This window comes from Micromonospora humidisoli (assembly GCF_016900955.1).
GTDB lineage: Bacteria > Actinomycetota > Actinomycetes > Mycobacteriales > Micromonosporaceae > Micromonospora > Micromonospora wenchangensis.
Genome location: NZ_JAFEUO010000007.1, coordinates 427,746 through 449,263, shown reverse-complemented (window position 1 = coordinate 449,263; position 21,518 = coordinate 427,746). Strand labels below are relative to the sequence as shown.

Genomic DNA, 21,518 nt, shown 5'->3' with positions numbered 1-21,518 from the left:
GGGTACGGGTACCGGTCCGGCACGGGAGGCACAGTGAACAAGCGGGTGACCCTGCGCGATGTCGCCGGCCACTGCGGTGTGCACGTCTCCACGGTCTCCCGGGTGCTACGCGGCGACGACGTCCGGGTCGCCCCGGCGACCGCGGCCCGGATCGTCGCCGCCGCCCGGGAACTGGGCTTCCACCCGGACCGTTGGGCGGCCAGCCTGCGCAGCGGCAAGACCGGGGTGATCGGCGTGCTGGTCCCCCGGATCACCGACATCGTGCTGGCCACCGTCTTCGAGGGCATCGACGCCGCCGCTGCCGCCGCCGGCTACCAGGCGGTGGTCAGCAGCAGCTGGGACGACGACGAGGCGCGGGCGGTGCGCATCCAGCGGTTGATCGGGGAACGGGTGGACGGGCTGATCATCGGCGACGCCCGCCGCAACGATCCGATGCTGGCCCGGCTGGCCGCCGACGGGGTTCCGTTCGTGCTGGTCAGTCGGGCCTCCCGGGGTTTCCCCTCGGTGACCGGCCGGGACCGCCTCGGTGGTCGGCTCGCCGCCGAGCACCTGATCGACGTGGGCTGCCGGCGGCTGGCGGTGATCGCCGGTCCCGGGCACGCCAGCACCTCCGCCGACCGGGTCGCCGGCTTCCTCGCCGCGGCGAAGGCCCGGGGCGTGCCGGTCGACCCCCGGTGGGTCGCACCGTCCACCTTCGACGTCGCCGGTGGGGCGTCGGCGATGGCCGGGCTGCTGGACACCGGCCGCCCCGACGGGGTCTTCGCGGTCAACGACTTCGCCGCGATCGGGGCGATGGGCACCCTGCGCGACCACGGCCTGCGGGTCGGTCGGGAGGTGGCGGTGGTCGGCTACAACGACATCGACGTGGACGCCCAACTCCTGGTGCCGCTCACCTCGATCCGTACCCCGCTGCGGGACATGGGCTCGCAGGCCCTGCACGCCCTGCTCACCCTGCTCGGCTCGGGCAGCACCACGTCGGTACGGCTGGACCCGGAACTGATCGTCCGGGCGACCACCGCCGACTTCTCCCCCGGGGCCACGGAGCCGGTGGCGCGTACCGTCGCGCTGCCCGAGGTGCCCCACGGAGAACACCTACGAGGGCACTCCGCAGGCGCGGTGTTCACCCCGGTGAACTGACGCCCGGCCGACCCGGTCCTGCGGCCCCCCGCCGCACGGCCGGTGCCGGCAGGGCGGGCGGGGCGCGGAGGTCGCCACGCCCCGCCGCCCGGCCGGTCAGGCCCGGCGGTGGTGCATCGCCAGGCGCAGCAGCAGGAACCGCAGCGCCGTCGCGGCCAGGTTCGCGACCACCAGCACGGCCAGTTCGACCGGCCGGGACGGGGTGCCGACCGCGTGCAGGGCGGCGAGCGCGCCGCTGGTCAACGCCAGGCCGAGGGCGAAGGCGAGCAACCCCTGCAGGTGGTGCCGGCCGGCGGCCCGCCGGCCGGTGATGCCGAAGGTGAGCCGGCGGTTCGCCGCCGTGTTGCCCACCGCCGTCACCAACAGCGCCAGCAGGTTCGCCGGTTGCGCGCCGAGCATCCCCCGGGTCGCCACGAACAGCACCAGGTACGCCACCGTGCTGACCACGCCGACCAGGGCGAACCGGGCCAGCTGGCCGGGCAGCCCGGCCGGCACCCGCGCCGGTGCGGCGGCCAGCGGTGCCCGGCCCCACTGGGCGCGCAGCGCGGCCAGCGGCAACGCCCCGGTGACCAGGGCCCGCCCCAGCCGGCCGATGCCGCGCAGGTCGGCCAGGGCGGTGGCCACGATGTCGACCCGGCTGTCCGGGTCGTCGACCCAGTCCACCGGCACCTCGTGGATGCGCAGTCCGGCGCGCTGGGCGAGCACCAGCAGCTCGGTGTCGAAGAACCAACCGGTGTCCTGCACCAGCGGCAGCAGCTCCCGGGCCACGTCGGCGCGGATGGCCTTGAAGCCGCACTGCGCGTCGGAGAACCGGGCGGCGAGAGCGCCCCGCAGCAGCAGGTTGTAGGCCCGGGAGATCACCTCCCGTTTGGCGCCCCGCACCACCCGGGAGGTCCGGGCCAGCCGGGTGCCGATGGCGAGGTCCGAGTGGCCGGAGATGAGCGGGGCGACCAGCGGCAACAACGCGGCCAGGTCGGTCGACAGGTCCACGTCCATGTACGCCAGCACCGGGGCGTCCGACGCCGACCAGGCGACCCGCAGGGCCCGGCCGCGTCCCTTGGCGGTCAGGTGCCGTACCTCGACGTGCGGGAGTTCGGCGGCGAGCGCCTCGGCCACGGCGAGGGTGCCGTCGACGCTGGCGTTGTCCGCCACGGTGATCCGGAACGGGTACGGGAAGTGCGCACTGAGGTGCTGGTGCAGCCGACGTACGCAGGGACCGAGGTCGGCCTCCTCGTTGTAGACCGGCACCACCACGTCGAGCACGGCGGTCGGCGTGCCGGTCCGGGTTTCGACGGCGGGCCGGGGGCTGCCGATCGTGGTCATCACTGTGCCTCCTGTCCGGCGCTGGTCAGGTCGTAGACGGTGACTCCGTCGACGGTCTGCGCGGTGAAGTTCTCGGTGACCCAGGTGGTGATCTCCTGGGAGGCGGAGCTGCCGCCGTTGGCCCGGAAGCCACTCCCGCCGATGAAGTAGTGGATCTTCCCGGCCGCCACGTACTCCTGGAACCGGGCCAGGGTGGGCGACGGGTCACTGCCGTTGAAGCCGCCGACCGCCATCACCGGACGGCCGGTGGCGAGCTGGTAGCCGGAAGCGTTGTTGGAGCCGACGGTCGCCGCCATCCAGGTGTAGTCGTCGGCGTCGGCCGTCAACAGCGCCTTCAGCGCGGCGCTCGGCTCCCGGGAGTCGAGCAGGCCGCCCATCCCGCCGGCCATGCGTCCCTGGCCACCCCCGGTACGCCCACCGTCCTGACCGGTACCACTGTTCGGCCCGGTGCCGCCGTCCTGACCGGTGCCGCCGTCCTGACCGGTGCCGCCGTCCTGACCGGTGCCGCCGTCCTGGCCGGTGCCGCCGGGGAGGCCGGGGAACTGGCCGGTGCCGCCGTTGGCGGTACCGCCGGGGAAGCCGGGGGGCTGACCGTTCCGACCGGTGCCGCCGTCCCGGTTGCCGCCCGGGAAGCCACCACCGGGGAACTCCATGCCGTCGCCCATCCGGCCACCGGGCCCGCCACGACCCGGGCCGAAGCCGCCCTGCACGGCCGGGCCGGCGGTCGGGATGGCCCCGGTGTGCGGGGTGCCGGCGGTCTGCGCCGCGTACGCCGCCGGGCCGGCCAGCGCGACCGACGCGCCCAGCACCAGCACCACCGGCACCAGACGCCGGGGCAGCCGCCGGGTGAGCAGGATCAGCACCGCCACGGCGAGCCCGCCGACCAGCACGGCCGGCCGTAGCCAGGGCTGGAAGTCGGCGCTGCGGCCCAGCAGCCGCCACGACCACCAGGCGGTCACCGCCAGGGTGACGGCGAGGGTGACGGTGGCGAACCACCCCCGCCACCGCAGCGACCGGCGACCACCGGTCACCGGTGCGGTCACGGGGGCCGTCGCGGCGTCGACACCCGGGGCGGCGGTCGGCGCGGTGGGCACCGCGGAACCGGTGACCGGGGTGACGGTTCCGGCGGCGGCCCGGCGTTCCCGCCAGAGCAGGACGGTGCCGATGCCGACCAGCGCGCCGACCGCCGGGGCCAGGGCCACGGTGTAGTAGGCGTGGAAGATGCCGGACATGAAGCTGAAGATCAGCCCGGTGACCAGCAGCCAGCCGCCCCACAGCAGCAGCCCGGCGCGACGGCGGTCCGTGCGCGCCGCCCGACCCGCCAGCACCAGGCCGGCGACGAGCAGGATCAGCGCGGCCGGCAGCAGCCAGGAGATCTGGCCGCCGACCTCGGTGTCGAACATCCGCAGCCAGCCGGTCTGTCCGGAGAACGGCCCACCGCCGCCGCCCATCCGGCCACCGCCGACGCTGCCCTCCTCGTCACCGGTGATCCGGCCGAGACCGTTGTAGCCGAGGGTCAGCTCCAGGATGCTGTTGTTCTGCGAACCGCCGATGTACGGGCGGGCGCTGGCCGGGACCAGCTCCACGGTGGCCACCCACCAGCCGGCGGCGACGACCAGGCCCAGGCCGGCCAGCAGCAGCTGCCGGATCCGCCGCCAGAAGCCGGTCGGCGCGGCCAGCAGGTAGACCCCGGCGAAGACCGGGATCACCAGGAACGCCTGGAGCATCTTGGTGAGGAAGCCGAAGCCGACCAGCACCCCGACCAGCACGATCCACCGGGTGCTGGCCGTCTCCACCGCCCGGACCGTGGCGTACGCCCCGAGCACCAGCAACAGGACCAGCAGCGCGTCCGGATTGTTGAACCGGAACATCAGGGTGGCGACCGGGGTGAGCGCCAGGACCGTCCCGGCGATCAGGCCGGCGGCCGGGCCGTACCAGCGGCGGACGGTGGCGTACAGGACGCCGACCGAGGCGACGCCGAGCAGCGCCTGTGGCACCAGGATCGCCCAGCTGTTCAGCCCGAAGATGCGTACCGACAGGGCCATCAGCCACAGCGCGGCCGGCGTTTTGTCGACGGTGATCGAGTTGGCCGCGTCGGAGGAGCCGTAGAAGAACGCCTTCCAGCTCTCGGAGCCGGCCTGCACCGCCGCCGAGTAGAACGAGTTCGCCCAGCCGGACTCCCCCAGGCCCCACAAGTAGAGCAGGCCGGTGCCGAGCAGCAGCACCGCCAGCGCGGGTCTCACCCAGCGCGGGTCACGTCGTGGTGGGGCGTCGTCTGCGCCCGGGTGGACCGACGCCGACCGGGCCGGCGGTACGGTCGCGGCGTCGGGCTGGCCCGACGGCGGTGCGGTCGCGGCGTCCGGCGCGCTGGCCGGCGTCGTCAGCAGGCTCTCGGTTCTGTCCATGCGGCCAGCCTGGCCGGGCCGGTTGGGTCGCTCCCGTGCCCTGGCTATGCGTTGGCTGTGGAATCCGGCGGCCCCGCTGCGCCGGCCTCCGGCAACGCGGGGGCGGCGGAATGACGCGACGAGGGCGCGGCGGAATACGGCGGCGTGGACGGGTCGGCGTCCCGCGGTGCGGGCCCGGTGGAGTCCGGCAACCGCACGGTGAAGACGGTGCGGCCCGGTCGGCTCTCCAGGGCGACGGTGCCGTGGTGGGCCTCCACCACGGCGGCCACGATGGCCAGGCCCAGGCCGGTGCTGCCGTGTTCCCGGGACCGCGAGCTGTCGCCCCGGGCGAACCGTTCGAAGACCTCGTCGCGCAGCTCCGCCGGCACCCCCGGGCCGTCGTCGGTGACGCTGATCTCCACTGCCCCGGGCACCGGGGCGAGCCGGGTGGTGACGGTGCTGCCGGGTGGGGTGTGCACCCGGGCGTTGGCCAGCAGGTTCGCCACCACCTGGTGCAGCCGGACGGCGTCGCCGGGCACCTCCACCGCCTCGTCGGGCAGGTCGAGCTGCCACCGGTGTTCGGGACCGGCCACGTGCGCGTCGCTGACCGCGTCGACCACCAGGGCGGTCAGGTCGACCGGCCCGGTGGCCAGCGGCCGGCCGGAGTCCAGCCGGGCCAGCAGCAGCAGGTCGTCGACGAGGCTGGTCATCCGGGTGCTGGCGGATTCGACCCGGCGCAGCGCGTGGGCCACGTCCGGGGGCACCCGGTCGCGGCCCCGCCGGGCCACCTCGGCGTAGCCCCGGATCGCGGCCAGCGGGGTACGCAGCTCGTGCGAGGCGTCGGCGACGAACTGGCGTACCCGGGTCTCGCTGGCCTGGCGGGCGGCGAGCGCGGCGGCGACGTGACCCAGCATCCGGTTCAGCGCCGCGCCCACCTGGCCCACCTCGGTACGCGGATCGGTGTCGGCGGCGGGCACCCGTACCGACAGGGCCACCTCGCCCCGGTCCAGCGGCAGCTCGGCGACCCGCCCCGCGGTGGCCGCCACCCGGTTCAGCGGGCGCAGCGTGGCCCGGACGATCAACGCGCCCAGGCTGCCGGCGACGAGCAGTCCGGCGGCGGCGACGCCCGCCTGGGCGACGACCATCCACCAGACGGTCTCCTGCACGAGACTCAGCGGGATGGCGAAGACCAGGATGTCGCCGCCGGGAACCTGGCGGGCCACCGCCCGGTAGTCGCCCCGCTCGCCGAGGTCGACGGTGTGCGGCCTGCTGTCGGCGGGCAACCTGGTCAGCGGGGCGACGTCGGCGGCGGTGAGCGCCTCGGTCGTGCCGGAGGCGCTGCGGATGCGGGCCGAGGGCTGCTCCTGCGGGATGATCCGCATCCCGATCGAGCCGACCGGGTAGGTCGGTGGCGGGTCGGGTTGCCCCTGCCGGCCGCTGGCCTGGTCGAGGGGGCGGGGCTGGCCCGGGGTCCGGTCCCAGGGCAGCCGGGTGTCGAATCGGCGGTTGTCCCCGACGAGCTGGGTGTCGACCTGGGTGATCAGGAAGTGCCGCAGCGCGACGGTGGTCAGCCCGCCGATGCCGACGCTGACCAGCGCCAGCAGCGCGACCACGGTGAGCACCAGCCGGCGACGCAGTGACCAGCCCGCCAACCGGTGAGCCAGCCGGCGGCGGAGGCGACCGACCGGGTCACGGCGCGGGCTTGAGGACATAGCCGGCGCCGCGCAGGGTGTGGATCATCGGCGCGCGTCCCACGTCGATCTTCTTGCGCAGGTACGAGATGTACAGCTCGACGACGTTGGCCTGCCCGCCGAAGTCGTAGTTCCACACCCGGTCCAGGATCTGCGCCTTGCTGAGCACCCGACGCGGGTTGCGCATCAGGTAGCGCAGCAGTTCGAACTCGGTGGCGGTCAGGGTGATCAGATCGTCGCCCCGGCGTACCTCGTGGCTGTCCTCGTCGAGGGTGAGGTCGCCGACGGTGAGCACGGCCTCGTCCCGGGCGGTCACCGCGAAGCCGGTACGCCGCAGCAGGGCGCGCAGCCGGGCGATGACCTCCTCCAGGCTGAACGGCTTGGTGACGTAGTCGTCGCCGCCGACGGTAAGCCCGGCGATGCGTTCCTCGACCGCGTCGCGGGCGGTCAGGAAGAGCACCGGCACGGTCGGGGTGTGCTCGCGCAACCGGCGCAGCACCTGGAAGCCGTCCAGGTCGGGGAGCATCACGTCGAGCACCACCGCGTCGGGCTGGAACTGGCGGGCCGCGCTCAGCGCCGCCATCCCGTTGCCCGCGCTGCGCACCTGCCAGCCCTCGTAGCGCAGCGCCATCGACAGCAGGTCGGTCAGGGTGGGTTCGTCGTCGACCACCAGCACCCGGACGGGTTCGCCGTCCGGGCGGCGCAACTCGATCCGGTGCGGTGCGGTCTGCCCCTCGGTCACCATGCCCCCATCGTGGGACCGGTTACTGGCGCTGCCCTGTGCCCATCCTGTGCGCCCGCTGTGCGCGCGGCCCCACTCGACCGTACCCGGCCGGGCGGGGCCGGGGGGCGGTTCCCCGGATCGCACCCGGCCACCGACGGGCCGGTACGGCGGGCGGCTACTGGCTCATACCGGTCGGGTAGGTGTGCACGAAGGACATCGTCCAGTGGTCGTCGCCGGCCGGCTGGTCCCGCTGGTAGAGGTGGTCGGGGCCGCCCCCGCCGGGGGCCGGTGGGGCGTCCGGGTGGCGCAGCACCCAGCGGGCGGGCGGCGTCCCGGCCGGGTCGGCCGGCAGAACACGGACCAGGTCGTGGGCCGGCCCGCCGACGAAGCGTACGGTCACCTCGCCCATCGGGGCCTCCCTCCGGCCGGCGGTCGCGGGCCACTGACGGCAAGCTACCGCACCCGGGGCCCGGCCGGGGTGGCTCGACCGGGTCCACCCGGGTCCGGAGCCCAGCGGGCACGGTTTGCCCAGCGCAGCGGCCGGGTACCGGCTCGACAGCGCCATCGCCACCCCGGCGACGCGGTCGGCATGGACGGGAGCGGGTCGATGAGGACGCTGGCCGGGCGGTACCAGCTCGAACAGCGCATCGGCATGGGTGGGATGTCGGAGGTCTGGCGGGCCCACGACGTCGTGCTGGACCGGCCGGTCGCGGTGAAGCTGATGTCCCCCGCCCACCGGGGTGAGCAGACCTCGGTCGAACGGATCAGGGCCGAGGCCCGGTCCGCCGCCCGGCTGGTGCACCCGAACGTCGCCAGCGTGCACGACTTCGGCACCTCGACGCCCCTGCCCGGCCGGGAGCTGCCGTACATCGTGATGGAGCTGGTGGAGGGCGAGACCCTCGCCGCGCACCTGCGGGCCGGCCCGCTGGACTGGCGGATCGCGGTCCGGGTCTGCGCCGAGGTGGCCGCCGCGCTCGCCGCGGCGCACGCCCACGGGATCGTGCACCGCGACGTCAAGCCCGCCAACGTGATGCTCACCCCGTCGGGGGCGAAGGTGCTCGACTTCGGTATCGCCACCCCGGCCGGAGCGCCCGACCACAGCCCGGACGGCATGCTGGTGGGGACCCCGGCGTACCTGGCGCCGGAGCAGTTCGACAGGCAGCCGGCCACCCCTGCCGCCGACATGTACGCCCTCGGTGTCCTGCTCTACTACTGCCTCACCGGACGACTGCCGTACGCGGCGGGGACCACCGCCACCCAGCTGGTCGGGTCCCGCCGCAAGATCACGCCGGAGCCGCTGCCGCCGGTCGCGGGGCTGCCGCCCGAGGTGGCCGACCTGTGCCGGCGCTGCCTCGCCGACGACCCGCGCGAGCGGCCCACCAGTCTGGTGGCGGCCCTGGAGCTGGCGGAGGTGGTCGACGCCCGGGTCTACGTGCCGATGCTGGCCTCGGTGCCCCGGCCCCGCGCCGCGCCGGTGTCGCCGTGGACCGAACGGGCGGCGGCCGAGGCGACCGAGGCGGTAGCGGTGCCCGACTGGTCCCGGACCGGACAGGTCTGATCCCGGCCGTCGGCGTGTCCCGGGCGTTTCACCCGTTCGTGGCCGGGAACCCGGCCGACGGATGAGGGGGGAACGCGATGCCGGATCCGAGTTCCTGGCTGCACGAGGCCAGCGCGACCGCCACGGGCGGGCACGTACGCACCGACGACGGCGAACTGTCCACCGCGCTGGCGTCGCCGCTCGCACCGCACTGCACCGGGTTGACCCCGGAGCAGCTGCTGGCCGCCGCCTTCGCCTCCTGCCTGCACCACGCGGCGGTCGAGGCGGCCGGGGAGATCACCGACGAGGCGCACACGGTACAGGTGACCGCCGAGGCGAAGCTGGGGCGCGACGACGACGGCCGATACCGGGCCGACGTGCACGCCAGCATCTCCTCGGCCGGGTTGAGCCGGGAGCAGTTGGCCGAGCTGGTCGCGTACGCCGACCGGCTGTGGCCGTTCTCCAGCGACGACAGCAGCCGGCACCGGCTGACGGTGAGCGCGGCCGAGAACGGCAGGCACTGAACCGGCGGATCCCGCCACGTCCGGGTGAGCCGGTCCCATCGGGTCGGCGGAACCGGCTCACCCGTTCGGCGGAGGCCCGTCCGGCGGCACCGCCAGGGCCGCTGCCCGCCCGGTTCCTACGTACTTCGACGGTCAGGACCGACAAGTACCGCCTAACCGTTTCGCGGCTTTGGTAAGGCGATACGGGGAATATCCGGGCGGATTCCGGCTGATTGTGGCGTAGGCCACCCATACCGCCGCCGGTCTGCGGCCGAAACCTCTCTAACCTCGTCGGGTGCACCCCGACGAGACCGCTGCGCGGCAACCGCCCCGGAACCGCCCGACCACCCCTTCGACCCCGGTGGCCTCGGACGAACGGAGGATCGGCCGGCACCGCGCACCGGAGCCGCCCCGCCGGGGTGCCCGTGCCGCGCTCGCCTCGACCCCCGCCCGGATCGCCCTCGTCGGGGGTGTGACCTGCTGCCTGGGGCTCGTCGCGCTGGCCGGGACGCACCGGGTCGACAGGCAGCCCCGGCCGGTGCAGGAGGTGCTGGCCGACCGGGCCACCGACGAGCAGCGGGCCTCCCGGGCCCGGGAGCGCACCGCCCTGCCGTCAGGCACCCCCACCTCCGCCGACCCCGCCCCGTCGGCGAGCCGCACCGCCACACCGAAACCCCAGCGGCCGGCCCGGCCCCGCCCGGTCGCCGGGCTCACCCCGCTACAGATGGCCAACGCCCAGGTGATCGTCGAGGTCGGCGTCGAGCTGGGGGTGCCGCGCCGGGGCCTGGTGGTCGCCGTCGCCACCGCGATGCAGGAGAGCGACCTGCACAACCTCGCCAGCGACGTGCTGCCCGAGTCGTACGAGCACCCGCACCAGGGCAGCGGTTCGGACCACGACTCGGTGGGCCTGTTCCAGCAGCGCCCGAGCAGCGGCTGGGGCACGGTCGCCGAGTTGATGCGCCCCGCCTACGCGGCACGGGCGTTCTACTCCGCGCTGGCCGAGATCCCCGGCTGGCGGCAGCTCAGCATCACCGCCGCCGCGCAGGCCGTGCAGATCTCCGCCTACCCGGGTGCGTACGCGCGGCACGAGGACCGGGCCACCACCGTGGTCGACGCGCTGACCTGACCCGGCCCTGTCGGCACCGCGGGTCGGGCGGCGGCGGGGCCGGGCCACGGCCGGCAGGGTGTCCGGTCAGGCGACCCGGGTGCCCGGCTCCGGCTGGTCGACAGTCACCTCGTCGGTGCCGGTGGCGACCCGGGTGGCCGGCACACCCCCGGCGGCTGCGGTCGGGGTGTCGACCGGCACCGGGTCGACGCTCAGCCCGGTCAGGATCTGGTCGACCCGGGCCGCCCGGTGCCGCCGTTCGTGCAGCGACGCCTCGAACTCGCGGCGGGCCTGCACCGCCTCGACGTACACCCGCTCGCGCAACTGCCGGGCCTCCTCCCGGGCGGCGTCCAGCTCGGCGCGGGCGCGGGCCAGCAGCTCGTCGGCCGCCGGCCGGGCCGCGCCCCGGTCGGCGTCGACCCGCCGCCGGTCGACCAGCGCCAGGAGCAGGGTGGTCTCCTGGCGGATCTGGTCCCAGTCCCGCCCCGCGTCGGCGATCACCTCCGCCCGCGCGGCGAGGCGGGTCAACCGGACTCCGAGCTCGTCCAGGCAGGAATCGACCTGACGCCGGTCGTAGCCGGACTCAACGACGGAGAACCTCATACGTGTCGCCCCCCAGGAAGCTGGTACGTCTGTCCCAGCTCGATCCTCGCGCCAGCCGACGACCCCCGGGGCGGTTCGAGAAAAATGTTCAGCAATTGCGGGGCGGCTCCCGAGACCGTCGTCCGGGGGACGCCCCGGGCTGCTCAGGAACGCTTCGGCAGCACCACGACCCGACCGAAGAACTCGTCGATCCGGCGTACGACGTCGTTGAAGTCGTCCAGGTCGATCGGTTTGGTGACGTAGGCGTTGGCCTGGAGGCTGTAGCTGCCCACGATGTCGGTGTCCGCGTTGGAGGTGGTCAGCACCACGATCGGGATGGTGCGCAGGTCGTCGTCCTGCTTCACCTCGCCGAGGACCTGCCGCCCGTCCATCCGGGGCATGTTCAGGTCGAGCAGGATCACGTCGGGTCGCCGGGCGTCGACGTGCCGCCCCTGCTGCCGCAGGAACTCCATCGCCTCCTGACCGTCACCGACCACGTCGATGACCTTGGCGATGCCGGAGTCCGCCAGGGCTTCCTCGATCATCAGCACGTCACCCGGGTCGTCGTCGACCACCAGGATGCGGACGGGGTTCGTGGCGCCTCGGTCCATGGGTCCAACCTGTCTGTGTCGGCGAGCGGGGGACGACGGTCTCGGTACCCCGTTGGCGGCCCGACCGAACGCGGTCACCCGCGGCGCGGGAACTGCGCGGTCAGCCGCTGGCGGGGAAATTTAACCCATCAACGGGTGGACGGCGACCGCGGGTCGGCGGTGTCGGGCTGAAAGAGCAGCACGTCGGCCAGGCCGGTGATCTGGAGGACCCGGTCCACCCGGCCGGTCGCCCCGCACAGCCGCAGCCAGCCACCCCGGGCGGCAGCGAGATTGTCCCCCCGGACGAAGGCCGCGATGCCTGTGGAATCGCAGAAGGTCAGCTCGGTGAGGTCGAGCAGCAGGTGCCGCTCACCGTCCGCGGCGAGCCGGTCGATCTCGGTGTTGAGTGCCCCGGCCGAGCTGAGGTCCAGCTCGCCGGCGAGCCGCAGACACACGCCGCCGTCGCCCCGCCCGGCATGCGTCACGGTGAAGGTCAACGTCGTCCCTCTCGCTCCCACCACAGGCAGACCCTTGCAGTGCAGCAAGTATACGCAGCGTTCCCCGGGGGGCCCGCGCGGCGCGTCAGTGCCGTACCCCGCCGGACGCCACGGTCGCCGCCGTGCCGAGCGCCAGGAACCGCGCCGCCCGGGGGAAGTCACGCAGGACGCGCCCGTAGTGACCCAGGGTGTCGGCGACCGACCCGGCCGGCACCCCCCGGCTGGTCAGGATCGACACCAGCCACGACACGAAGTCGGTGAACAGCGCCGCGTCGTCGACGTAGACGGCGGCGGCCAGGAAGTCCACGATGTATCCCAGATCGCCCGTCGTGGCGTCCCACTGCGCCGGGGTGTAGTCCACGACCGACGGCACCCGGGCCCGCAGGTCCGCCACCGCCGAGTCGATCAGCTCACCGCGCCGCTTCACCAGGCTGGCGTACTCGTCGTCGGCGAGATGGGCGAGGTCCGCCGGGGGCACCCGGCGCAGGGCCCGCTCGTCGGCGACCAGGTCGGCCGCGCCCGGGGCGTCCGGAGCCCAGGCGACCCCGAGCCGCCGGGCCCACCGGCCGTCCAGGCCGAACCCACGCCCACCGACCACCACGGGTACGTCCGAACGCCGGCACGCCTCGACCATCCGGTGCGCCTGCGGCAACCGCATCGGCAGGGCGCAGGCCAACGCGACCGCGTGCGCGTCGTGCCGGTGCAGGTACGACACCAGGTGGGCGGCCGGCACACTGGCGCCCAGGAAGGTCACCTGCCAGCCGCGCAGCCGCAGCACCTCGGCGACCAGCCGGGGCGGCAGGGCGTGCCACTCACCGTCCATGCAGGCCACCACGATCCGTCCCCGGGTCGGACGTGGAGCGGCGTACCCGGCGACCGCCGCCACCGCCCGTTCGCTGATGTGCGTCGCGGCGTGCTCCTGCGCCACGCTCCACTCGTTGCGGGCCCACCGCTCGCCCACCTCGGACTGGGCCGGGGCGACCAGGTCGAGCAGCACCCGCTCCGCCGGTACGCCGGCGTCGAGCAGCCCGGTGACCACCTCGATCGCGCCGTACTCGTCCGCCTCCTCCAGGCAGGCGAGGAAGTCGCCGAAGGCCCGGTACGGGTCGGCGGGGACGGTCACGGTCGGGACGTCCTCTCCCCGGCCGGGTCCGGCACGGCCGGCACGGAGTGCAGGTGCCGCCGGGAGCGGCCACCCGGTCCGGTGGCCCGCAGCGCGAGCACCGCGATGTCGTCGTGGTCGCCGTGCGCCAGCCAGTCGCAGGTGACCTGCTCGACCCGCTCGGCGAGCGCTGCGGCGGGCATCCGGTGACACCCGGTGACCACGTGGACCAGCCGGTCCTGACCGAACTGCTCGTCGCCGCGCCGACCGCCCCGGGCCTCGGTGACCCCGTCGCTGTAGAGCAGGCAGGTCTCCCCCATCGCCAGCCGGACGGTGACCTCGCCGATGCGGGGGTCGGGCACCACGCCGATCAGCATGCCGCTCAGCGGTACCGTCTCCACCTCGCCGCCGTCGCGCAGCACCAGCGGCGGCAGGTGCCCACCACCGGCCAGGGTCAGCAACAGTCCGCCGTCGCGGTGCGGACGCACCACCCCGAGCACCATGGTGGCGAACCGGCCCTGCCCGTGCGCCTGGGTGGTCTCCAGCAGGGCGTCGTTGAGCAGCTTGAGCAGCCGGCCGGGCCGCGACTCGACCCGGTAGAGCGCCTGCAGACACTGGCGGAGCTGGCCGGTGAAGACCGCCGCCTCCACCCCCTTGCCGGAGACGTCACCGAGGAAGAACACCGCACCGCCGTCGGCCAGCCGGTGCGCGCCGTAGAAGTCGCCGCCGATCCGCAGGCTCGCCTGGGAGGGCCGGTACGCCGTGCCCCACTGCACCCCGGCCACCTCGGCCGGTTCCACCGGCACCAGGCTGGCCTGCAGGGTGTCGGCCACCTCGGCCTGGTTGCGGTAGAGCACCGCGGTGGTGAGCGCCGCGCCGGCCCGGGCGGCGAAGGCCCGCACCAGCTCCACGTCCGCGTCGTCATACCAGCGGGTACGCCGGGCCACCAGCAGCACACCCGCCGGGGCGTCCCGGCCGGGCAGCGGAACCACCCGGGCGGTCACCTCGCGGGCGCTGAGCCCCGGCAGCCAGCCGGCCTCGACCGCCTGGTCGGCCAGCCAGTCCACGGTGTGCGGCTCCACACCGGACAACCCCTCGACGATCGCCGGGGGCAGTGTGGCGGCGGGCAGCATGCCGCTGTCCACCGTGGGCGACTCGTCGTCGGCCCGGGTCGCCCGCCACCAGCGGGCCCGCCCGGAGCGGGGGGCCAGCACCAGCACCGCCACCTCGGCCAGGGTGGGCACCGTGAGCCGGACCACGGCGGCGGCGGCCCGGTCCGGATGCAGCGGGTTGCCCAGTTTCTCGCCGACCACGGCGAGGAAGGCCGACCGGGCCCGCTCGGCGAGCAGCGCGTCGGCCCGGGAGACGATGTCGGTGACGTCCTCGACGTACAGGCAGCTGCGGGAGCCGGACAGCGGCACCCGGCGGATGCGCAGCCGCCGGCCGTGGTGCCCGAACCCGTCGGGCTCGGCGGCGGCTGCGGTCAGCACGGCGAGACCGGCGGCGGACAGCGGACGGCCGGGGGTCACCTCGGGCAGCAGCCGCCCGGCGACCGGGCTGACGTGCCGGACCACCCCGTCGGCGTCGCAGACGACCAGGCCCTCCCGGAAGTGTTCGACGACCTCGGGCCAGGCCGGGTCGACGCGGTCCGGGTCGGCCCGGACGGGGTCGGGGCCGCTCCGGTCGGGGGCCAACGGCGGCAGCCCGACGGACCGCGCCGCGGCCCGACCGGCACTCGGCGTGGAGATCCGTCCGTCGCCCGGCTCGAAGCCCCTGACGTCGGCAGCACTCACCAGCTGAGCCCCACTCCCCCTGTCGCCATCCGGCACATCCCGGATGTAGGTCGTATGTTCCAATCTGTTCCGCTCAGCCTACGCCGGAACGCGGGCACCGCCACCGCACGGCGTCCTGCGCGCACGCGCACCCCTGCGGACCCACCGGCGGGTTGTTACGATCCGGCGTAGTCCGGCCCGACCGTCGGCCCTGCGGAAAGGCGTGCTGTGGTGCCCCCTGGAAGGAAACCCGAGACCGCCCCGTTGACGATGTCGGTGGACCGTTCCGACCCCGCGACGCCGGTCCTGTCGGTCGGCGGTGAGCTGGCCTACGCCACCTCCCGACCGGTGCGGGTGGAGGTGGACCGGCTGCTGGTGGAGCGCCCTGCGGTGGTCGTCTTCGACTTCTCCGGGCTGACCTTCATCGACAGCACCGGCCTGTCGGTCATCGTGCACGCCTGGCGGGAGGGGCAACGGGTCGGGACGCTGGTCCGGCTGCGGGCCGTCCCCCGCTTCCTGACCACCATCCTCGACATGACCGGGGTCACCGGCCTGCTGGCCCGTCAGGTGCCGCCGCAGTCCGCCCCCGCGCCGCAGCACCGGGCCGCGTCCGCCTGAACCGGTCACCGGGCGCAGAAACCGGGGCTGCGCACTCGTGGCGGGCCTGCGGGGGGACCGCGCCGGGCGAACCCCGGCGTTTCCCGATCACCTGATGCTGGGAACATGGGGGCATGCGCCCGCAGCTTCTGACCATCGAGGTGACCCGGCCCGACGCCGGCACCGCCCGGCTGCGGCTGACCGGCGACCTCGACTTTGACACCGCGCCGGAGCTGGTCGAGGCGGCGGCCAGGGTCCGCGCGGACGGTCACCGCGCGCTGGTCATCGATCTCAGCGGGGTCGGCCTGTGCGACTCGTCGGGGCTGAGCGCGTTCGTGGTGCTGCGCCAGGGTGGGGCCGGCCCGGTCCGGCTGACCGGCGTCAACGCCCGGCTCCAGCAACTGCTCGACCGCACCGGCCTGGCCGAGTTGCTGGCGGGGCAGGAGCAGCCGGCGGCCGGCGCCGTCGACGACGTCCCCGAGGTGGGCTGAACCGTCCGGCTGCAGTGGCCCCCGACCCTGGGACCAGGGGCCGGGGGCCGGGAGGAGGGCCCGGGCGGCTCGCCGTCACGCGCTGACGGCGGCCTCCTGCGCCTCGACTGCCGGTTGCCGGCGCGGCCCGGTCGACCGGGGCGCGGCGGACGACGGGGGTTCGACGTCCTCCGGAGGACCGGAATCGGGCAGTTGGAACAGGTACCTGACGAATCCCCCACCCGACTCGTTGTGCTCCGCCCCGGGCCACTGCCCGGCGCAGTCCATCCCCACCACCTCGCGGCCCGAGCCGTCGGCCTCCTCCACCAGCGCCCAGAGGCTCACCGGGTAGCACCGGGTCACCTCGGGGCCGACCTGCCAGCGGGAGTACCAGCCGGGACGGGCCGGGACGATCTCCACGATCCTCTTCATGACGACCTACCCTTCCGCGTTCCTCGGAAGACCTCCGGTCGCCCCGATGGTCCGTCCCGGGCGGGTGAGCACTCCTCACCCCACGGGAGTGAAGCCGGGCCCCGGGCGTACCGGGGCCGTCCGGCCGGCACCGGCTCAGCGGGTGCGCACCGGCACCTCGGGTGAGGAACTCTCCAGCGGCACGGCGTGGGCCGGGACCAGGCCGAGCTGCGTCGCCGGGCGGGGCAGCGCGGCGTCGAGCACCCAGTCGGCGCTCACCCGCGCCCGGTTGCCCGGCATCGCCAGCAGGTGGTAGCCCCGGGTGACCGCCTTGGCGGCCAACCCCGACAGCGACACCTTCAGCGGGTTCGCCGCCGCGTCCTTTCCGCCCAGGTCGACCACCCAGCCCAGGTCGTGGTGCTGGTACGGGCGACGCCTGCCGTGCCCGTAGGAGGCGGCGATGTTGTGTGCCGCGAGCTTGCCCTGCCGCTGGGCGTGCTGGGCGGTCATCGTGCAGAGCTGCCCGGGGCGGGTCAGGTCCGGCACGGCGGCGGCGTCGCCGCAGGCGTACACCTCGGGGAAGCCGGGGACGTTGAGGTACTCGTCGACCACCAGCCGGCCCTTCTCGGTACGCAGGCCCAACTCGGCCACGAACGGGTCGGGGCGGACCCCGACGCACCAGGCCAGCGTGCAGGTCGGGACGTACCCGCCGTCGGTGAGGTGCACCCCGTCGGCGGTGGCCTCGGCGACCGAGGTGCCCATCCGGACGTCGACCCCCCGGCGGCGCAGCACCCGGTCGGCGGTGCGCGACATCCGTTCGTCCAGTTCCGGCAGCACCCGGGGGGCGACGTCCAGCAGCATCCACCGGGGCCGGACGGTCAACCGGGGACGTTGGGCGTGCAACGCGTCGGTGAAGAGCTGCCCGTGCGCGGCGACCTCGGTGCCGGTGTACCCCGCGCCCACCACCACGAAGGTGGCGCGGGCCTGCTGCTCGGCCGGGTCCTGCGCCTGCTCGGCCAGCTCGATCTGGCGGACCACGTGGTCGTGCAGGTAGACCGCCTCGGGCAGGCCCCGGAAACCGTGGGCGTACTCGGTCACACCGGGGATGGGCAGCAGTTTGTTGACGCTGCCGACGCAGAGCACCAGCCGGTCGTAGGCGAGCTGACCCCGCTCCCCCTCCGGGTTGGTGAAACCGACCCAGCGGTGGCGCAGGTCGACCCGGTCGGCCTCGCCGACGACCACCCGGACCCCGGGCAGGGTGCCGGTCAGCGGGACCGAGATCCGGGTGGGCTCGACCACCCCGGCGGCCACCTCGGGCAACAGCGGCAGGTAGAGGAAGTAGTCGGTCGAGTTCAGCAGCACGATCTCGGCCCGCCCGCCGGCCAGCCGACGCAACGTCTTCGCCGCGTGGTAACCGGCGAAACCGGCCCCCACGATCACCACCCGAGGTTTCGTCATGTCCGCTCCCTTCCCGGCGGTCCGCACGACAAACGTGTCGGACGCCCCGGCACCCGCGCGCCGGGGCGGGCGGCGGGCGACCCGGGGGCCACCGTCCGCGCCGCCCACGGCCCCGGTGGACGAGGCCGTCGCGGCCCGTTTGATACCTCAGTGACGGGCTCCCGACTGTAGTCACACCGGGTAGCCGACACCGTTGCTTTCGGGTGCACCCTCCGCTCACGCTGAGTTCCTGTTCGACCACCACCAAGGAGGGACAGATGAGAGTTCGTCGTGTCGTCGCCGTCGTACTGGCCGCCCTGCTGGCGGCCGTGGGGCTCGCGCCGACCGCACCCGCCACGGCGGCCACCGCGGACCGCTGGGGCTTCGCCTACGTCGACAACCCCACCGTCACCAGTTGGACCGTGCTGGACACGAGCCGGCAGTGGGGCACCTGGAAGACCGCCTTCCCGGCCGCCTGGGCCACCGGCATCAAACTCGCCCCGGGCCGGTTCCAGGTGCGTTTCCCGCAGATCGGCGCCGGTGCGCGCGGGGTGCCGCACGTGACCCCGGTGGACCGGGCCGGGCACTACTGCACGGTGGTGCGCTGGTTCCAGTCGGGCACCGACGAGATCGTCGACGTGCAGTGCTTCGCCCCCGGCGGCACCCGCGACGACAGCCGGTTCACCGTGTTGTGGACCGCAAGCTCCGGGGTGCTGCCGGCCGGCACCGCACACGCCTACGTCCAGGGCGGGGTCAGCGGCCTGGTCCAGTCGTACGTGTCGACCGGGGCCCCCGCCGCGCTGGCCCCGGTCGGCGTCGGACAGTGGTCGGTGAAGCTGCCCGGGGTCGGGCTGGCCGGGGTGCTCGCCGGCAACGTGCAGGCCACCGCGATCCAGCCGAACGCCGCGCCGCGCCGGTGCACCGTCGCCAGGTGGGGCGCCTCCGGCTCCGACGTGCTGGTCTACGTGTTCTGCTTCGACCAGGCCGGCGCGCCGGTGAACACCGACTTCACCCTGTCCTACCACCGGGGGCGGTCGGTGGTCGGGTCGTTGGCCCCGCCGACGTTCTTCGGCCACCTGGCCAGCGCGGCGGGCGGCCCCACCAACGACAACTCCCAGCTCGGGGTGGGCGTGAACACCATCGCGCCGCTCGCCCCGGCCGGCCGCTACCTGGTCACCTTCAAGCAGCTCGGGCAGAAGGAGACGCACGCCCAGGTCACCGCGCAGGGCACCGGGCCGAACTACTGCAACCTGACCCAGCCGTGGTCGTACGCGGTGGATGCCCCGGTGGACGTGATCTGCTTCGACAACACCGGCACTCCCGCGCCGTACCAGGTGCTCGTCGCCTTCACCTCGCGGATCTGAACCGGACGGTACTGCCCGCCGGTGGGCCCGGCGGGCGGTGCCGCGTGGGCGGGCCACCGCCCGGCGACCCGCCGGCACCGCCGGGCGACCATCCCGCAAGTGGGCCGCTGGTGATCTCCACGGGTGGATCCGGTCGGCTAGCGTTGTCGGACCGTCGGGCCCGACGGCCGAGCCACGAACGACGCGAAGGTGAAGCGATGGGACCGAAGGCGAGCATCCGGGACGTCGCCGCCGCCGCGGGCGTCTCGGTGACCACCGTGTCCCACGTGCTGAACAACACGTCCGGCACCCGGGTCAGCGCACAGACCCGGGAACGGGTCGAGACGGTGGCCCGCCAGCTCGGTTACGCGGCGAACGGGCTGGCCCGGGGACTGCGGCTGCAACGGTCGTACGCCCTGGGGCTGCTCGGTGACGTCGTCGCGGCCACCGGCCGGGCCGGGCGGCTCGTCCTGGGCGCGCAGGAGACCGCGTCGGCGCGCGGGTGGGTGCTGCTGCTCACCACCGGCCGCGATCCCGAGGTCGAACGGCGGGAGATCAGGGCGCTGGCCCGGCACCGGGTCGACGGGGTGCTCTACGCGACCACGGACCACCGGGTGGTGCGGGTCCCCGACGAGCTGCGCCCGATGCCGGTGGTGCTGCTCAACGCCCGCAGCGCCGACGCCACGATCCCCTCGGTGGTGCCGGACGAGCGCGGCGGTGCGGCGACGGCGGTACGGGAGCTGCTCGCCCACGGGCACCGGCGGATCGGCTTCGTCACCACCGTCGACGACGTCCCCGCCGCTCAGGGCCGGTTGCTCGGCTACCGGGAGGCGCTGTGGGCGGCCGGGGTGCCGTACCGGCCGGAGCTGGTGCGCGCCGACGCCGGTGACCCCGTCGGCGGGCACCGGGCGGCCCGGGCCCTGCTCGCCGCGGCCGACCGCCCGACGGCGCTGTTCTGTTTCACCGACGCGATGGCGATGGGCGTCTACCGGGCGGCGGCCGAACTCGGTCTGCGCGTCCCGCATGAACTCTCGGTGGTCGGCCACGACAACCAGGAGGTCGTCGCCGACGGGCTGTTCCCCGCCCTGACCAGCGTGGCGTTGCCGCACCACGGGATGGGCGCGTGGGCGGTCGAGACCATGGTGGAGCTGCTCGACCGGCCGAAGGGCGCCCGCCGTCGGGTGGCCCGGCACGTGGCCCTGCCGGGTCAGCTGGTGCGCCGGGCGTCGGTCGCCGCCGCGCCGCGCTGATCAGCGCAGGGACGGCGGTGTGGTCGGCGGCACCGGCACCCGGAGGTAGCTGGCGCCGCGCAGGTCCAGCCAGGCCCGGTCGGGGGCCCGGACCAGCCGGAGCATCACCTCGGTGCAGGCCGGGCAGCGCCCCACCAGCCCGGGGGCGTGGGCGTAGACGCGCAGGCCGGCCAGCGGGCCGACCATGCCGCAGGACGCGCACCGTCCGGTCGCCGCGCTCAGGTCCACCGCGAACAGCTCCCGCAGCGGCCCGTCGAGCATGTTGCCGTCCAGGTAGGACATCTCGGTCATCGGTTCTCCTCGCCGGTCAGCCGGTCGGCCCGAACCGTTCGGTGCGGACCCGGCGGGTCGGGTGACCCAGCCCCACCAGCAGGTCCGCGACGGTCTCCACGAAGCCGGTCGGGCCGCAGACGTAGCACAGCGGCTCCAGGTCCGCCGGCCAGCCGTGGGTGTTCACGTCGGCCAGCCCGATCCGGTGCGGCTCGCCCCGCCACCCGTCGGGGGCCTGCCGGGTGTAGACGTAGCTGACGTCCAGGCCGGCGTCGTCGCGGGCCCGGGTACGCAGCTCGTCGGCGTAGATCACGTCAGCCGGGGTGCGGACGGAGTAGATCAGCCGGAACGGCGCGCGGTTGCCGGCGGCCCGGCGGGCCCGCACCATCGCCATCAGCGGCACCACCCCGGAGCCCCCGGCGACCAGGAGCACCGGCGGGGTCTGCTCGGGTCGCCAGACGAACCAGCCGCCGACCGGGCCGCGCACCTCCACCGGGTCGCCCTCGGCCCAGGTGTCGGTCAGGTACGGCGACACCTCGCCGTCGGGCACCCGCTGCACGGTCAGCGCGATCCGGTCGCCGTCGACCGGCCCGGCGAGCGAGTACGACCGGGCCGCCTGGTAGCCGTCGGGGGCGGTGAGCCGGACGTCGACGTGCTGCCCCGGCAGGTGCCCCGGCCAGCCGGGCACCGACAGGACCAGGGTCTGCGCGGTGGGCGTCTCGACGCGGCGCTGCGCCAGCCGGGCCACCCGCCAGCCCAGCGGCGTGGCCGGCCGACCACCCGCCGAGGTCAC

The 21,518-nt window shown here is 74.8% G+C and carries 22 protein-coding genes; 8 read left to right on the top strand and 14 right to left on the bottom strand.

Features of this window, described 5'->3' with window-relative positions; genetic code table 11:
* Window positions 1–33 precede the first annotated feature (33 nt).
* Window positions 34–1,137 carry a LacI family DNA-binding transcriptional regulator gene (locus tag JQN84_RS25700; RefSeq protein ID WP_204961120.1) on the top strand — a complete coding sequence of 368 codons (1,104 nt, stop codon included), beginning with the start codon at window positions 34–36 and terminating at the stop codon, window positions 1,135–1,137.
* A gap of 96 nt (window positions 1,138–1,233) precedes the next feature.
* Here JQN84_RS25700 and JQN84_RS25695 read toward each other — a convergent pair whose 3' ends face one another.
* The 5 genes from JQN84_RS25695 to JQN84_RS25675 all read right to left on the bottom strand — a co-directional run bounded on the left by JQN84_RS25695 (window position 1,234) and on the right by JQN84_RS25675 (window position 7,668).
* Window positions 1,234–2,460, bottom strand: coding sequence for a bifunctional glycosyltransferase family 2/GtrA family protein (locus JQN84_RS25695; RefSeq protein ID WP_204961119.1), 1,227 nt, complete (start codon window positions 2,458–2,460; stop codon window positions 1,234–1,236).
* Window positions 2,460–4,865: a glycosyltransferase family 39 protein gene (locus JQN84_RS25690; protein ID WP_204961118.1), complete on the bottom strand. Its 2,406-nt coding sequence runs from the start codon at window positions 4,863–4,865 to the stop codon at window positions 2,460–2,462. Before JQN84_RS25690 ends, JQN84_RS25695 begins: the two co-directional genes overlap by 1 nt.
* A gap of 44 nt (window positions 4,866–4,909) precedes the next feature.
* Entirely contained in the window at window positions 4,910–6,496 is a 1,587-nt protein-coding gene (locus JQN84_RS25685) for a sensor histidine kinase (RefSeq protein WP_421488567.1), read from the bottom strand.
* Between the two features lie 37 nt (window positions 6,497–6,533).
* Window positions 6,534–7,280 carry a response regulator transcription factor gene (locus JQN84_RS25680; RefSeq protein ID WP_204961116.1) on the bottom strand — a complete coding sequence of 249 codons (747 nt, stop codon included), beginning with the start codon at window positions 7,278–7,280 and terminating at the stop codon, window positions 6,534–6,536.
* 154 nt (window positions 7,281–7,434) lie between these two features.
* On the bottom strand, window positions 7,435–7,668 hold the full coding sequence (locus JQN84_RS25675; RefSeq protein WP_204961115.1) for a DUF8847 domain-containing protein: 234 nt from the start codon (window positions 7,666–7,668) through the stop codon (window positions 7,435–7,437).
* A gap of 198 nt (window positions 7,669–7,866) precedes the next feature.
* Between JQN84_RS25675 and JQN84_RS25670 the strand changes: the two genes are divergently transcribed.
* From JQN84_RS25670 to JQN84_RS25660, 3 genes are all read left to right on the top strand, one after another.
* Window positions 7,867–8,817 carry a serine/threonine-protein kinase gene (locus tag JQN84_RS25670; protein ID WP_204961114.1) on the top strand — a complete coding sequence of 317 codons (951 nt, stop codon included), beginning with the start codon at window positions 7,867–7,869 and terminating at the stop codon, window positions 8,815–8,817.
* A gap of 77 nt (window positions 8,818–8,894) precedes the next feature.
* Window positions 8,895–9,320 carry an OsmC family protein gene (locus JQN84_RS25665; RefSeq protein WP_088645274.1) on the top strand — a complete coding sequence of 142 codons (426 nt, stop codon included), beginning with the start codon at window positions 8,895–8,897 and terminating at the stop codon, window positions 9,318–9,320.
* Between the two features lie 274 nt (window positions 9,321–9,594).
* Window positions 9,595–10,425 carry a hypothetical protein gene (locus JQN84_RS25660; RefSeq protein ID WP_204961113.1) on the top strand — a complete coding sequence of 277 codons (831 nt, stop codon included), beginning with the start codon at window positions 9,595–9,597 and terminating at the stop codon, window positions 10,423–10,425.
* A 66-nt stretch (window positions 10,426–10,491) separates the two neighbouring features.
* Here the strand turns inward: JQN84_RS25660 and JQN84_RS25655 are convergent, their stop codons facing one another.
* From JQN84_RS25655 to JQN84_RS25635, 5 genes are all read right to left on the bottom strand, one after another.
* A complete protein-coding gene (locus tag JQN84_RS25655) occupies window positions 10,492–11,007 on the bottom strand; it encodes an ATPase (RefSeq protein WP_204961112.1) in 516 nt (171 codons plus the stop codon).
* A gap of 143 nt (window positions 11,008–11,150) precedes the next feature.
* A complete protein-coding gene (locus tag JQN84_RS25650; RefSeq protein ID WP_204961111.1) occupies window positions 11,151–11,597 on the bottom strand; it encodes a response regulator in 447 nt (148 codons plus the stop codon).
* Between the two features lie 128 nt (window positions 11,598–11,725).
* Window positions 11,726–12,073 (bottom strand): STAS domain-containing protein, encoded by a 348-nt coding sequence (locus JQN84_RS25645; RefSeq protein ID WP_204961110.1) that lies wholly within the window; start codon window positions 12,071–12,073, stop codon window positions 11,726–11,728.
* 85 nt (window positions 12,074–12,158) lie between these two features.
* Complete coding sequence (locus JQN84_RS25640; protein WP_204961109.1) at window positions 12,159–13,196, bottom strand: cobalamin B12-binding domain-containing protein; 1,038 nt, start codon at window positions 13,194–13,196, stop codon at window positions 12,159–12,161.
* Window positions 13,193–14,968 (bottom strand): PP2C family protein-serine/threonine phosphatase, encoded by a 1,776-nt coding sequence (locus tag JQN84_RS25635; protein ID WP_204961108.1) that lies wholly within the window; start codon window positions 14,966–14,968, stop codon window positions 13,193–13,195. The genes JQN84_RS25640 and JQN84_RS25635 overlap by 4 nt, the downstream gene beginning before the upstream one ends.
* A gap of 249 nt (window positions 14,969–15,217) precedes the next feature.
* Between JQN84_RS25635 and JQN84_RS25630 the strand changes: the two genes are divergently transcribed.
* Both JQN84_RS25630 and JQN84_RS25625 read left to right on the top strand, forming a co-directional pair.
* Window positions 15,218–15,565, top strand: coding sequence for an STAS domain-containing protein (locus tag JQN84_RS25630; RefSeq protein WP_204961157.1), 348 nt, complete (start codon window positions 15,218–15,220; stop codon window positions 15,563–15,565).
* Window positions 15,566–15,678: 113 nt separating this feature from the next.
* Window positions 15,679–16,035, top strand: coding sequence for an STAS domain-containing protein (locus JQN84_RS25625; protein ID WP_204961107.1), 357 nt, complete (start codon window positions 15,679–15,681; stop codon window positions 16,033–16,035).
* Window positions 16,036–16,110: 75 nt separating this feature from the next.
* Here JQN84_RS25625 and JQN84_RS25620 read toward each other — a convergent pair whose 3' ends face one another.
* Together JQN84_RS25620 and JQN84_RS25615 are read right to left on the bottom strand one after the other, a co-directional pair.
* The gene (locus JQN84_RS25620; RefSeq protein WP_239486105.1) at window positions 16,111–16,446 is read right to left on the bottom strand and encodes a hypothetical protein; all 336 of its coding nucleotides are present in this window, start codon (window positions 16,444–16,446) and stop codon (window positions 16,111–16,113) included.
* 135 nt (window positions 16,447–16,581) lie between these two features.
* On the bottom strand, window positions 16,582–17,883 hold the full coding sequence (locus tag JQN84_RS25615) for an NAD(P)/FAD-dependent oxidoreductase (protein WP_204961106.1): 1,302 nt from the start codon (window positions 17,881–17,883) through the stop codon (window positions 16,582–16,584).
* A gap of 257 nt (window positions 17,884–18,140) precedes the next feature.
* Here JQN84_RS25615 and JQN84_RS25610 point away from each other — a divergent pair, with 257 nt between their 5' ends.
* Both JQN84_RS25610 and JQN84_RS25605 read left to right on the top strand, forming a co-directional pair.
* Entirely contained in the window at window positions 18,141–19,226 is a 1,086-nt protein-coding gene (locus JQN84_RS25610) for a hypothetical protein (protein ID WP_204961105.1), read from the top strand.
* Window positions 19,227–19,423: 197 nt separating this feature from the next.
* Window positions 19,424–20,455 (top strand): LacI family DNA-binding transcriptional regulator, encoded by a 1,032-nt coding sequence (locus tag JQN84_RS25605; protein WP_204961104.1) that lies wholly within the window; start codon window positions 19,424–19,426, stop codon window positions 20,453–20,455.
* On the opposite strand, the gene JQN84_RS25600 is transcribed toward JQN84_RS25605, so the two are convergent.
* On the bottom strand, window positions 20,456–20,746 hold the full coding sequence (locus JQN84_RS25600) for a DUF6510 family protein (RefSeq protein ID WP_204961103.1): 291 nt from the start codon (window positions 20,744–20,746) through the stop codon (window positions 20,456–20,458).
* Between the two features lie 16 nt (window positions 20,747–20,762).
* Window positions 20,763–21,518, bottom strand: a complete 756-nt coding sequence (locus JQN84_RS25595; RefSeq protein WP_204961102.1) for a ferredoxin reductase — start codon at window positions 21,516–21,518, stop codon at window positions 20,763–20,765.